Source organism: Sideroxydans sp. (assembly GCF_054604835.1).
In genome coordinates, this window is sequence record NZ_JBTSFG010000005.1 from 1 (window position 1) to 13,613 (window position 13,613).

Here is a 13,613-nt window from a genome sequence, read left to right on the forward strand (position 1 = left end):
CCACTCCTTCCCATCTCGAACAGGACAGTGAAACGACCCCGCGCCAATGATAGTGTGGATTACCCATGTGAAAGTAGGTCATCGTCAGACTCCTTATAAGTAAAAAAGCCCAACCAAAAGTTGGGCTTTTTTATTGTTACTCGAATATGAAGATGCGCCATTCTGGCGCTCTTCTTCTTTTGAGAGCATACCTAATTTGCGATACAATCGCGGCCCATGACCAAATACATCTTTATTACCGGCGGCGTTGTCTCTTCCCTAGGAAAAGGCATTGCCGCCGCTTCACTTGCGGCGATTCTGGAGTCACGTGGTCTCAAGGTCACGATGCTCAAGCTGGATCCCTATATCAACGTCGATCCTGGCACGATGAGTCCGTTTCAACATGGTGAAGTCTTCGTCACAGAAGACGGCGCCGAGACTGACTTGGACCTCGGCCACTATGAGCGATTCATCACGGCCAAGATGCGCAAGGCCAATAACTTCACCACCGGTCAGATTTACGAGAGCGTGATCCGCAAGGAGCGTCGCGGCGAGTATCTGGGCAAGACGGTGCAGGTTATTCCGCACATCACCAACGAGATACAGGCTTTTGTCGAACGCGGCGCTGCTGCTTCGCTTGATGGTAAGGCTGAGATCGCTATCGTCGAGATCGGTGGAACGGTGGGCGACATCGAGTCACTGCCGTTCCTGGAGGCGGCACGTCAGATGGGATTGCGCATGGGCCGCAATCAGGTGGCATATGTACATTTGACACTGGTGCCATACATCGCGACTGCCGGAGAATTGAAGACCAAGCCAACACAGCACAGCGTACAGAAATTGCGCGAGATCGGTATCTTCCCGACGGCGTTGCTATGCCGTGCTGATCGCCGTATTCCCGATGACGAGCGCGCCAAGATCTCCTTGTTCGCCAATGTGCGCGAAGACAGCGTGATCTCGATGTGGGATGCAGACAGTATCTATCAGGTTCCGCAGATGCTGCATGAGCAAGGATTGGATCGCATTATCTGCGAAGAGCTGGCACTGAATGCGCCGCCTGCCGACCTGACAGTTTGGCAGAATCTGATCAAAGCGCAGAATAATCCGCAACACGAGATCACCATCGGTATGGTCGGCAAGTATGTCGATCTCACCGAATCGTATAAGTCATTGATCGAGGCATTGCGTCATGCGGGTATCCATACCGCTACGCGTGTAAATATCGAATATCTGGATTCCGAAGTCATCGAGAACGATGGGACTGACTGTCTGAAGCGCCTGGATGCCATTCTGGTCCCAGGAGGTTTTGGTGCGCGTGGAACGGAAGGCAAGATTGCAGCTATCCGCTATGCACGCGAAAACAATGTCCCATATCTGGGGATCTGTCTCGGCATGCAGCTTGCGGTGATCGAGTACGCGCGGCATGTGGCGGATATGCAGGATGCGAACAGTACCGAATTCAATCTGGATACTGAACATCCTGTAGTGGCATTGATCACTGAATGGCTTGATCGTGACGGCAAGGTCGCCAAACGCAGTGCTGATTCTGAAATGGGTGGCACGATGCGGTTGGGTTCGCAGCGCTGCCCGGTCAAGAGCGGCACGATGGCGCAGAAGATTTACGGTGATGAGGTGAATGAACGTCACCGTCATCGTTATGAAGTAAATAACCATTATGTTCCTGCACTGGAAAAATCAGGCTTGATCATTTCAGCACGCACACCTTCCGAGGACTTGCCGGAGATGATGGAATTGCCGCAGAGCATGCATCCTTGGTTCGTCGGCGTGCAATTCCACCCCGAGTTCACTTCCACTCCGCGAGACGGACACCCTCTGTTCAAGGCGTATGTGGAAGCAGCCGTCAAACATAAGGAAGCAGCATGAAGCTGTGCAACTTTGAAGCCGGTCTGGATAAACCACTGTTTCTGATCGCCGGCCCGTGCGTGATCGAATCCGAGCAGATGGCGATCGATACTGCCGGACAGTTGAAAGAGATCTGCGCGCAGCTCGGCATCCCTTTCATCTACAAATCTTCCTATGACAAGGCCAACCGTAGCTCGGGCAAGACTTTCCGCGGCTTCGGAATGGAAGCCGGCCTGAAAATACTGGAAAAGGTTAAGGCTCAGATCGGCGTGCCGGTGCTGACCGATGTGCATGACGAAGATGAGATCGAACCGGTAGCCAGTGTGGTCGATGTGTTGCAGACGCCAGCCTTCTTGTGCCGCCAGACTGATTTCATCCATGCGGTGGCCAAGTCAGGCAAACCGGTGAATATCAAGAAAGGCCAGTTCCTGTCACCTTGGGATATGAAGAACGTGGTCGACAAGGCGCGCGAAGTCAGCGGTGGTGACAACATCATGGTGTGCGAGCGCGGTGCTTCGTTCGGATATAACAATCTTGTATCCGACATGCGCTCGCTGGCGGTGATGCGCAACACCGGCTGCCCGGTGGTGTTCGATGCCACGCATTCAGTGCAGTTGCCCGGTGGGCAGGGCACGTCCAGCGGCGGGCAACGAGAGTTTGTGCCGGTATTGGCGCGCGCAGCAGTGGCTGCCGGCGTGGCGGGGGTGTTCATGGAGACACATCCCGATCCGTCAAAAGCGATGTCCGATGGCCCTAATGCATTCCCGTTGGGGCATTTGAAAGAGATGTTGCAGACACTTAAGGCGATCGATGCCTTGGTGAAGCAACAGGGGTTCATTGAAGAGAACGTTAACTTGAAGAGTGTGTGAAGAGAGAGAAGGAAAAGAGATGAGTGCAATCGTTGATGTCGTAGCGCGTGAGATTTTGGATTCCCGTGGGAATCCGACGGTAGAAGCAGATGTGTTGTTGGAGTCGGGCGTCATGGGACGTGCCGCAGTACCTTCCGGTGCTTCTACCGGTGAGAAAGAGGCTATCGAATTGCGCGATGGAGACAAGCAGCGCTATCTCGGCAAAGGCGTGTTGAAAGCTGTTGAGAACGTGAATACCGAGATCGCAGAAGCGATCATCGGATTGGATGCCGAGAATCAGGCTTTCATCGACCAGACCATGATCGATCTGGACGGTACTGACACCAAATCCCGCTTGGGTGCCAACGCGATTCTGGCTGTCTCAATGGCTGTGGCTCGTGCCGCAGCAGAAGAGAGCGGCTTGCCGCTTTACCGCTATCTGGGCGGAGCTGCACGCATGGAGATGCCAGTGCCGATGATGAACATCATCAACGGCGGCGCACATGCCACCGGCGGTGCGGATATCCAGGAATTCATGATCATCCCGGTCGGCGCGCAGAGTTTCCGCGAAGCACTGCGTTGCGGTGCGGAAGTGTTCCACGCCCTGAAGGCGATCCTGCATCATCGCGGTTTGACCACCACCGTCGGCGACGAAGGCGGTTTTGCTCCTGCTTTGGGTTCCAACGAAGCAGCTCTGAAAGTCATCGTTGAAGCGATCGAGGCGGCTGGTTATGTGCCGGGTGCAGATGTAGCGATCGGTATCGATGCTGCGGCCTCCGAGTTCTACAAGGACGGCAAGTATCATCTGAAGGCGGACGGTCTGACATTAACCGCTGCGCAGATCATCGACATGTACGCTTCTTGGGTGGACAAGTATCCGGTGATCTCGCTGGAAGACGGTATGAGCGAGCACGACTGGGATGGCTGGAAAGCCTTGACCGACCGTCTCGGCAAGACCATACAGTTGGTCGGAGACGACGTGTTCGTGACCAACACTAAGATTCTGAAGGAAGGCATCAAGCGCGGCATCGCCAACTCCATCCTGATCAAAGTGAACCAGATCGGCACGCTGACCGAGACCTTCGCCGCGATCGAGATGGCGAAACGTGCCGGTTACACGGCAGTGATCTCCCATCGCTCCGGTGAGACTGAGGATTCCACCATCGCCGATCTGGCGGTTGCGACCAACTCCATGCAGATCAAGACCGGTTCGCTGTCGCGCTCCGACCGCATGGCGAAGTACAACCAACTGCTGCGCATCGAAGAAGACCTCGGTGACAGCGCTTCCTACCCCGGTCGTGAGGCTTACTATCAGTTAGGCTGATGCGTGCCGTCACCTACATCCTGCTTGCCCTTCTCCTGCTATTGCAATATCCGCTTTGGTTCGGGAAGGGAAGCTGGCTGAAGGTGTGGGACAACAACCACCAGCTCGAAGCACAAAAATCGGCCAATGAACTATTGCGACAGCGCAATGCTGTGGTGGATGCCGATGTGCGTGACTTGAAGGCCGGCAGCGATGCGCTCGAAGAAAGAGCGCGTAGCGAACTCGGTATGGTCAAACAGGGCGAGGTGTTCTTTCAGCTCATCGGCGAGAATGCGGCAACCTCGGCGGTCACCGCTCCACAAGCTGATATCAAGTGATCACGGTCGGACGTTCGCGTCCTGTGCGTTTCACAAGCTCCGAAATATCCAAAGCGATCACTATCAATTCTTTCAATGCATCTTGGGCATCAAGATGATGTTGTGCTGCATCGGCTTCATACGCTTCCAGATAGACCCGCAAAGTGGCACCTTCGGTGCCAGTGCCGGACAGGCGATAGATGATGCGTGATCCATCGCTGAACAGGATGCGCACGCCTTGATTCTTGCTCACGCTACCGTCCACCGGGTCGGTGTAGCTGAAGTCGTCGCAGGTCTGGATCGTGTATTTGCCGAACGTCGTGCCGGTGAGCGACGTGAAGCTCGCGCGCAGCAGCTGCATCACACCATTCGCTGCTTCGGTCGGTAAACCTTCGTAGTCATAGCGGGAATAGAAGTTGCGTCCAAATTTTGTCCAGTGCTCGCGCACGATAGATTCAACCGACTGTTTGCGCACCGCGAGGATGTTGAGCCAGAACAACACAGCCCACAATCCGTCTTTCTCGCGTACATGGTCGGAACCCGTGCCGAAGCTCTCTTCACCGCAAAGCGTTACTTTGCCGGCATCCATCAGGTTGCCGAAGAACTTCCATCCCGTCGGCGTCTCGTAGCAGGGGATGTTCAAAGCCTTGGCAACACGATCCGCAGCAGCGCTGGTTGGCATGGAGCGCGCGATACCGGCTAGTCCTTGCTTGTAGCCCGGTGCCAGGGTGGCATTGGCAACCAGCAGAGCGAGGCTGTCGGATGGCGTCACAAAGAAGTGCTTGCCCAGGACCATGTTGCGGTCGCCATCACCGTCGGAGGCGGCGCCGAAATCAGGCGCATCGTCGCCATACATGATCTCGACGAGGTCGTGCGCATAAGTCAGATTCGGGTCCGGATGGCCACCACCAAAATCCTCCAGTGGTATGCCGTTCATCACACTGCCGCTTGTGGCACCCAAACGCTTTTCGAGGATCTCTGTCGCATAGGGGCCGTTCACGGCATGCATGGCATCGAACTTGATACGGAAGCCGTCTTTAAGCAGGGCGCGGATCGCATCGAAATCGAACAGTGAGGCCATCAGTTCGGCATAGTCGTTGACCGGATCGATCACCTTGACCTTCATGGTGCCAAGCGTCGTTTCACCCAATTCATCCAATGACACATCGGCAGCATCAAGAATGCGATAGCTACTGATGCTCTTGCTCTTGGCAAAGATCGCATCGGTCACGGTCTCGGTAGCCGGGCCGCCATTGCTACTGTTGAACTTGATGCCGAAGTCTTCCTTGGGGCCGCCCGGGTTGTGACTGGCGGAAAGGATGATGCCGCCGAAGGTATTGAACTTGCGTATCACGCAGGAAGCGGCCGGCGTGGACAGGATGCCGCCGCGACCGACCAGCACTTCGCCAAAGCCATTCGCCGCCGCCATTTTCAGGATGATCTGGATCGCCTCGCGATTGTAATAACGACCATCACCGCCTACCACCAGCGTTGCGCCCTGCGGTGCGGCGATGCTGTCGAAGATGCTTTGTACGAAGTTCTCCAGATAATGCGCTTGCTGAAACACAGGGACTTTCTTGCGCAAGCCGGAAGTGCCGGGTTTCTGATCGGGGAAGGGCTGGGTGACTACGGTACGGATGCTCATATCGCTCCTTGATGGGGTTCTTGATCTGCGACCATCATACCATCGGCGCATGACTGGGATTTAATCGGCCCTGTCGGCAACAAGGGATGTGCGAGATAATCGCCCCCCGCAGATCAAACCACTTCCATGAAACCCGACAGCGCCCATCAGATACTCAGTGACACCTTTGGCTACAGCGCATTTCGAGGTGCGCAGCAGGCTATCGTCGAACATGTGGCGAGCGGGGGGGATGCGCTGGTTCTGATGCCGACAGGCGGCGGCAAATCGCTGTGTTATCAGATCCCTGCATTGTTGCGCGACGGTGTCGGCATCGTGGTGTCGCCGTTGATCGCGCTGATGCAAGACCAGGTGGATGCGCTCAAACAACTCGGGGTGTCCGCCGCCTTCCTGAATTCAAGTCTGGATGCGGATACCGCGCGCGAGGTATCGCGGCAGTTGATGCGCGGTGAATTGAAGCTGCTGTATGTCGCGCCGGAACGGTTGATGACAGAAGGGTTCCTGAATCAGCTGGAACGTTTGCAGCAGGAGCGCCTCATCGGCCTGTTCGCTATCGACGAGGCGCACTGCGTGTCGCAATGGGGGCACGACTTCCGACCTGAATACCGCGCGCTGACGGTGTTGCACGAGCGCTTTCCCGATGTGCCGCGCATCGCGCTCACCGCCACGGCCGATGCGCCGACGCGGCGCGAGATCATCGAACGTCTGGCGCTGGAGCAGGCGCAGCAGTTCGTCTCCAGCTTCGATCGTCCCAATATCCAATACCGCGTCGCGCTGAAGAACAATGCGCGCCAGCAGTTGCTGTCCTTCCTCGAAGCCGAACATGAGGATGATGCCGGCATCGTGTATTGCCTGTCGCGCAAGAAGGTGGAGGAGACCGCCGCTTGGCTATCGGCGCAGGGACGGGATGCCTTGCCGTATCACGCGGGATTGGATGCTGCCGTGCGCAGCAAGAATCAGAAAAGATTCCTGCGTGAGGAAGGCGTCATCATGGTCGCCACCGTCGCGTTCGGCATGGGCATAGACAAGCCCAACGTGCGTTTTGTTGCCCACCTCGATCTGCCCAAGAGTATGGAAGGCTACTATCAGGAAACCGGACGCGCCGGGCGCGATGGTCTTCCGGCCAATGCATGGATGGCCTACGGGTTGGGTGATGTGGTGTCGATGCGGCAGATGCTGTTGTCCGGCGATGCACCGGAGGAGCGTAAGCGCGTCGAACTGCAAAAGCTCGACGCGCTGCTCGGCTTCTGCGAATCCACTGAATGCCGTCACCAGAGCATCCTGCGTTACTTTGGCGAAGAACATCCCGGCGATTGCGGCCAGTGTGATAACTGTCTGACACCGGTGGACACCTGGAATGCGACGCAGGCCGCGCAGATGGCACTGTCGTGCATCTATCGCACGGGGCAACGTTTCGGTGTCGCGCATCTGATCGACGTGCTGTTGGGGAAAGTCACCCCCAAGATCGAACAATTCCATCACCAACAACTCAGCACTTTTGGTATCGGCAAGGAACTGGCGCAGCAGCAGTGGAGCAGCGTCTATCGTCAGCTGACGGCAGGCGGCTTCATCGAAGTGGACATCGAAGGCTATGGCGGTTTGCGTTTGGCCGAAGCGGCGCGTCCGGTGCTGCGCGGTGAGCAGGAAGTCTGGCTGCGTCGCGATGCGGCACCGGCCAAACGCACATCCAGCAAAGCCGAACGCGGCTCGCGTCTGCGTGAAGCCTTCGCGGGTGCCAACGAAGACCCCATGTGGCAGGCGCTCAAAGACAAGCGTATGGAATTGGCGCGCGAGCAGGGCGTGCCACCCTACGTCATCTTCCACGACAGCACCTTGCTCGAGATACTCAACCAAAGACCGCAGACGCTGGACGAAATGGGACGTCTCAGCGGCATCGGTCAGGCCAAGTTGGCCAAGTATGGCGATACGTTCCTGCAGGTGGTGGAAGACGTCGCAAACGGCAAATAGAGGGCATGATTTGGTTCGTGTGTGCAGCCTGAATTGAACTATGATGTAGTTCCGTATTTCAGCGATTTTTGTACGCCGGTCAATCTCTTGCTCCATATGCGAACCGCCGGTAATTCCTGAAAAAAATGAGATCACGCCTTACAATCCGAACGCAGTTGTTGGCACTGGTGTTGGCCATTGCCCTGCCGATGGTAGGTATCCTTGCGTATACGATCTACGACAATGCCCAGCAGCGCGTCCTCGAAGCCAAACTGACATCGCGCATGCTGGCAGCAGCTGCTGCTGCCGACGTCGACCGGGTATTGAATTCCAACCAAGATTTTCTGGTGCAGATGGCCAAGCGCCCGCTCATCCGCAAGATGGATGTGAAGCACTGCGATCAGGTGCTGTGGGATTTCCTCCAGTTGTTCCCGAGATCCGCGAACATGACCGTGATCGATATGCAGGGGACGGCGATCTGTTCGGCGGTTCCCCAGCCAGGCGGCAAGCCGGTGTCGGTCGCCCAAGCGCCATGGTTTAAAAAGTCGCTGACGATGGACGGACTTGTGGTGAGCGATCCGTTCTTCGGCCCCATCACTGGCAGATGGGTGACAGTGCTGACCTATCCGATCCACGATGGCCAAGGCAAGAAGATCGGCTTCCTCGGCTTGCCGCTCGATCTGGCTTTGTACGAACCCAATCTATCCAATGCGCCGATGATCCCCGGCACGACCATCGGGATCGTGACGGGAGGCGGAGTTTTCGTATGGCGCAACCTTGATACCGAGAAGTGGGTCGGGAAAAAATACAGCAACAACAAGACGCTGCAAAATATTCTGGCCGGTGTGGAAGGCGAGATGGAAGGTGTCGATTCGGTGCCGAGACTCTATCACGTTGACCGGGTGGAGGATTCCGGCTGGACGGTTTATGTGGGCATTCCGACCAGTTATGTCTATTCCCAACTTCGTGAAGCGGTGCTCAGAAATGTGCTGTTGGGTTTGCTCAGTCTGATATTTATCCTTGGCGTCGCCTGGTTGATCGCACGCCAGATATCGCGCCCTATCGGTGCGCTGGCATCCGCCTCGCGCGCGATCAGGCAAGGCCATGAAGATGCCCGTGCCGCGATGGATGGGCCGCCCGAGATCCGGGAAGTGGCACAGGAGTTCAATGAGATGCTCAACGTGCGCCTGCAAGCGACAGCGGCATTGCGCGCGAGCGAGGCAAAACTTTCCGAAGCATTGAAGATCGCCCATATGGGTCACTGGGAGTATGAGGTGGCCACCGATGAGTTCGTCTTCAACGACCAGTATTATTCATTGCACCGTACCACCGCCGCGCAGATGGGGGGGTACCGCATGTCGTCGGCAGATTTCGCCCGGCGCCTAGTTCACCCGGAGGATGCTCGGTTGGTTGGCGAGCATATCCAAATGGCGCGGGAAACCGGCGCAACTGATCTGCTGCAGGTCGAAGTGCGGATCATGTGCGCCGACGGGGAGACGCGCTGGGTGCATGTGAGCTACAAGATCGAGGAGAACGATCAGGGGGTGACCAGCAGGGTGATCGGCACCATGCAGGACATCACCGAACGCAAACACGCCGAACAGAACCAGAAGCGTCTGAATCGCTCGGTCAAACTGTTGAGCGATTGCAATATGGCGCTGGTGCATGCGACGGAAGAGCATGCCCTGCTGTCACAGATCTGCCGCTTGGTGGTCGAGCAAGGCGGTTATCGCATGGCGTGGGTGGGGTATGCCGAGCATGATGCGGAAAAGACCGTGCGCCCGGTCGCGCAGCATGGCAATGGCAATGACTATCTGGAAGGTCTGAAAGTGTCCTGGGCGGATACCGAGCGCGGACGCGGTCCCACGGGTACCGCTATCCGGACCGGGCAGACGGATATCAATCAGGATTATCAGACCAACCCGCGCATGCTCCCGTGGCGCGATATGGCGCTTGCCCGCGGTTACCATTCCAGCATCGCACTGCCACTGCGGGGAAAAGAGCATGCGTTGGGCGCACTTACCATCTACTCGTCAGAAGTCGATGCTTTCGGTGAGGACGAGGTGAGATTGTTGCAGGAACTTGCCACCGATCTGGCCTATGGCGTGGAAACGTTGCGCACCCGCGTCGAGCATGCGGCAGCGGAAAGGCAACTGGAGTTTCTCGCGCATCACGATGTCCTTACCGGATTGCCCAACCGTCTGCTGCTGCGTGACCGTTTCGAGCAGGCCATAGCGCAGGCCGAGCGCGAACAGTCTATCGTGGCCGTGCTGTTCCTCGATCTGGACAACTTCAAGCAGGTCAACGACACGCTCGGGCACAATTACGGCGACAAGTTGCTGGTGGCGGTGGTCGAGCGTCTGCGCGGATGTCTGCGCGACACCGACACCATCAGCCGTCAAGGGGGTGACGAATTCATCGTTTTGTTGCCGCATATGCGCGACCTGGCTGTCATCGGCGGCATCGCGCAACATATCGTCGAGGCTTTTGGCGAGTCTTTCGAGATCGAGAATTACGCGATCAATACCTCGTTCAGTATCGGCATCAGCCTGTACCCGGAGGATGGCCGGGAGTTCGACTTGCTGCTGAAGAGTGCCGACACCGCGCTTTACCAGTCCAAGGACAGCGGACGCAATACCTACCGTTTCTTCTCCGATAAGATGAACTTCGATGCGCAGGAGCAACTGCACTTGCAGGGACAGTTGCGCAACGCGGTGAAGAACAACGAATTCCTGCTGCACTACCAGCCGCAGATCAATATCGAGAGCGGGCGCCTCATCGGCGCCGAGGCTTTGGTGCGTTGGCAGCATCCCGAGCTGGGACTGATCCCGCCGGGCACTTTTATCCCGCTGGCGGAGCGCAGCGGTCTTATCATCCCGATGGGCGAATGGGTGCTCAACGAAGCCTGCCGGCAAGCGCAACAGTGGCGCGAGAGCGGACATCAACTGGTGATGGCAGTCAATCTCTCCGCGTTGCAATTCAAGCGCGGCAACTTGCTGGAGACGGTCGCTCACGCGCTCAAGCGTTCCGGTTTGCCAGCGGATATGCTGGAATTGGAGCTGACCGAATCCATCCTGTTGCAGGACATCGATGTCGCCATCAAGACGCTCCACAGTCTGAAAGACATGGGCGTGAAGTTCTCCATCGATGATTTCGGCACGGGTTATTCCAGCCTTTCTTACCTGAAGCGGCTGGCCGTGAACAAACTCAAGATCGACCAGTCCTTCGTGCAAGATCTGGCCGAGGATGCCGATTCTGCCGCCATCGTCAGGGCGATCATCCAGCTCGGGCATACCCTGCAACTGACAGTGATCGCCGAGGGAGTAGAGACGGATGCCCAGCTCGCTTTCCTGCGCAACTACGGTTGTGACGAAGCACAGGGCTTTTTCTTCAGCCGTCCGGTGCTTGCGGCTGAATTCGTGAAGCTGCTCGGATAATGGAACACCTCGATATGAAAGTCAGACTCGGCGCGGCTTTGCTGGCGACGTTCATTCCCTGCACGGTCAACGCGACTAACTGGCTGCAACTGCAGGGCAACGAGGCACCGGATGCCCCCGCGTTCCGCGTGTTCGGCTTCGTCCAGCCGACCTACACCTACATCGACGCGCAGCCCGTCACCACCCTGCAGGGGGCGGCAGCGGTATATAACGGCCAATACTCCGCGCTCAATCTGAACTGGCCGGACCTCAAGAATCCGCACCAGTTCCAGGTGATGCGTGCCGGGCTGGGCGCGCGCGGCAGATTCAGCGACGAGATCAATTATTTCGTCGCGCTCGATGCCGGCGAGAACGGCACCACCTATTACCACGATGTCGTGCTGACCGATGCCTCGCTGACCTTCAACTTCATCCCTGGGGCGCGCATCCGCGCCGGCCTGTTCAAACTGCCTACCAGCGAAGAAGCGCTGCTGGCGGTCAACACTTCCTCGCCCTATGTGTATAACTCCAATGCCGTGCTGTACATGCTGGTGGGCTTGCCGGTGCAAGCCACCGGCGCGGTGAATGCCGGCGGCACCTCCACCGCCCGGCTGACCAGCGGCTTCTCTGGTTACCGCGATTGGGGCGTGCAGGTGTACGACTGGCACAATCGCGGGCAATGGGAATATTCCTACGCGGCGATGGTCTCCAACGGCGATGCGATCGACAGTCCGCGCGACAGCAATAGCCGCAAGGATCTGACGTTGCGCGTGCAGGCTTCGTATCTGCTCGGTGGGCAAGGCCCCAATCGCGAAGATTTCAGCGCCTTTGTCTGGCGGCAGAATGGTTCGCGGTTGTTCGGCACGCAGCATCACGCACTGGTGCGCGAAGGCGTCGGCCTCAAATATCTGCAAGGCAACTACCGCGCTTCGGCCGAATATCTGCGCGCCAACGGCATGGTGGTGGGCGGGCAAGCGCCGCCCTTCGTGGGGCAATCCTTGGCGGCTGGCGTGAATGAACAAGCCGGCGGCTGGTATGTGGAAGGCGGCTGGCGCTTCCAGCCGCAATGGGAGGCAGACCTGCGCTACGACTATCTCGATTTCATGACGCAGACCCTCGCCAACGAGCGAGAGTTCGCCACCATTACGCTGGGCATGCAACACTTCATCAACCCGGCCATGCGCGTCATCTTCAACTATGAATGGCGCAACATGAAAGTATCCAATCCCGCCGCCATCGCTGCCGGTGCCGCGCGCGACAATGCCCTCGTCATCGCCGGCAACTTGGGTAACCGCGCCAGCCTGCAATTGACCTGGTCGTTCTGAGCGGATATCTACGCCTTGATCTGACCGCGATCCGCCGGTTCAAGATTGAAGCCGCCCGCCACTTAGTGCAAGATGCGGCCTCGGGATTCAGTCCCGATCAAATTTCGTAAAACCAACACAAGAGAACAGACATGGGCGCACAGTGGAAAGCCAGACACAAAGAAGTCGCAGCGAACGCCAAGGGTAAGATCTTCGGCAAGCTCGCTAAAGAGATCATGGTCGCCGCCAAAGGTGGTGCCGATCCCGATAGCAATTCGCGTCTGCGTCTGGTCGTCGAGCAAGCCAAGAAGGCCTCGATGCCTAAAGAGACATTGGATCGCGCGATCAAGAAAGGCGCTGGCCTGCTGGATGGTGGCGCGAGTCTGGATCGTTTGGTGTACGAAGGTTTCGCCCCGCACCGCGTACCGGTCATCGTCGAATGTCTGTCCGACAACATCAACCGCACCAAGTCCAGCATGAACGTGTTGTTCCGCAAAGGTCAGCTCGGTGTGGAAGGTTCCGTATCGTGGGACTTCGACTATGTCGGCATGATCGAAGCGACACCGAATGCAGCGGATGCAGACCCGGAAGTCGCCGCCATCGAAGCCGGTGCGCAAGACCTCGAACCTTCCGAAGAAGGCGCGACACTTTTCATCACCGACACCACCGATCTCGATACCGTGTGCAAAGCCTTGCCTGCGCAGGGCTTCACTGTCGTTTCCGCACAATTGGGCTATCGTCCCAAGAATCCAGTCACCATCAGCAACGAAGCCGAGCTCGAAGAGGTGCAAGCTTTCCTCGAAGCTATCGATGAAGACGATGATGTGCAGAACGTGTACGTCGGCTTGGCGGGCTAATTGACCGGATCTGAGACGGCAACGTATATTCCATCCCATGCGATCCATCTTCATCGATTCCATCAACGCCAAGCGACTGTGGCTAGCCATGCTAGCCACCAGCCGCCGCGCGTTCCTGTTTTAACGCTTCACTTTAT

9 protein-coding genes and 1 rRNA gene are annotated in these 13,613 nt (G+C 57.3%); 9 read left to right on the plus strand and 1 reads right to left on the minus strand.

Annotation, left to right across the window (positions count from 1 at the left end):
* The 5 genes from rrf to ftsB form a co-directional block, all read left to right on the plus strand.
* Nucleotides 1–90 (plus strand): 5S ribosomal RNA (rrf, locus tag ACYCZ5_RS08995); the annotation flags it as partial.
* Between the two features lie 126 nt (nucleotides 91–216).
* Nucleotides 217–1,863, plus strand: coding sequence for a CTP synthase (locus ACYCZ5_RS09000; protein WP_461544465.1), 1,647 nt, complete (start codon nucleotides 217–219; stop codon nucleotides 1,861–1,863).
* Complete coding sequence (gene kdsA / locus ACYCZ5_RS09005) at nucleotides 1,860–2,711, plus strand: 3-deoxy-8-phosphooctulonate synthase (RefSeq protein ID WP_461544466.1); 852 nt, start codon at nucleotides 1,860–1,862, stop codon at nucleotides 2,709–2,711. Before ACYCZ5_RS09000 ends, kdsA begins: the two co-directional genes overlap by 4 nt.
* A gap of 19 nt (nucleotides 2,712–2,730) precedes the next feature.
* Nucleotides 2,731–4,014 carry a phosphopyruvate hydratase gene (eno, locus tag ACYCZ5_RS09010; protein WP_461544467.1) on the plus strand — a complete coding sequence of 428 codons (1,284 nt, stop codon included), beginning with the start codon at nucleotides 2,731–2,733 and terminating at the stop codon, nucleotides 4,012–4,014.
* Nucleotides 4,014–4,331 carry a cell division protein FtsB gene (ftsB, locus tag ACYCZ5_RS09015; RefSeq protein WP_461544468.1) on the plus strand — a complete coding sequence of 106 codons (318 nt, stop codon included), beginning with the start codon at nucleotides 4,014–4,016 and terminating at the stop codon, nucleotides 4,329–4,331. Before eno ends, ftsB begins: the two co-directional genes overlap by 1 nt.
* On the opposite strand, the gene ACYCZ5_RS09020 is transcribed toward ftsB, so the two are convergent.
* On the minus strand, nucleotides 4,324–5,955 hold the full coding sequence (locus ACYCZ5_RS09020) for an alpha-D-glucose phosphate-specific phosphoglucomutase (protein WP_461544469.1): 1,632 nt from the start codon (nucleotides 5,953–5,955) through the stop codon (nucleotides 4,324–4,326). The two genes, ftsB and ACYCZ5_RS09020, sit on opposite strands and share 8 nt — an antisense overlap.
* Before the next feature lie 126 nt (nucleotides 5,956–6,081).
* Between ACYCZ5_RS09020 and recQ the strand changes: the two genes are divergently transcribed.
* The 4 genes from recQ (at nucleotide 6,082) to ACYCZ5_RS09040 (ending at nucleotide 13,476) form a co-directional block, all read left to right on the plus strand.
* A complete protein-coding gene (recQ, locus tag ACYCZ5_RS09025; RefSeq protein WP_461544470.1) occupies nucleotides 6,082–7,920 on the plus strand; it encodes a DNA helicase RecQ in 1,839 nt (612 codons plus the stop codon).
* 125 nt (nucleotides 7,921–8,045) lie between these two features.
* Nucleotides 8,046–11,336 (plus strand): EAL domain-containing protein, encoded by a 3,291-nt coding sequence (locus ACYCZ5_RS09030; protein ID WP_461544471.1) that lies wholly within the window; start codon nucleotides 8,046–8,048, stop codon nucleotides 11,334–11,336.
* Between the two features lie 14 nt (nucleotides 11,337–11,350).
* Nucleotides 11,351–12,640, plus strand: coding sequence for a porin (locus tag ACYCZ5_RS09035; RefSeq protein ID WP_461544472.1), 1,290 nt, complete (start codon nucleotides 11,351–11,353; stop codon nucleotides 12,638–12,640).
* 131 nt (nucleotides 12,641–12,771) lie between these two features.
* The gene (locus ACYCZ5_RS09040; RefSeq protein ID WP_461544473.1) at nucleotides 12,772–13,476 is read left to right on the plus strand and encodes a YebC/PmpR family DNA-binding transcriptional regulator; all 705 of its coding nucleotides are present in this window, start codon (nucleotides 12,772–12,774) and stop codon (nucleotides 13,474–13,476) included.
* Nucleotides 13,477–13,613: the final 137 nt, after the last annotated feature.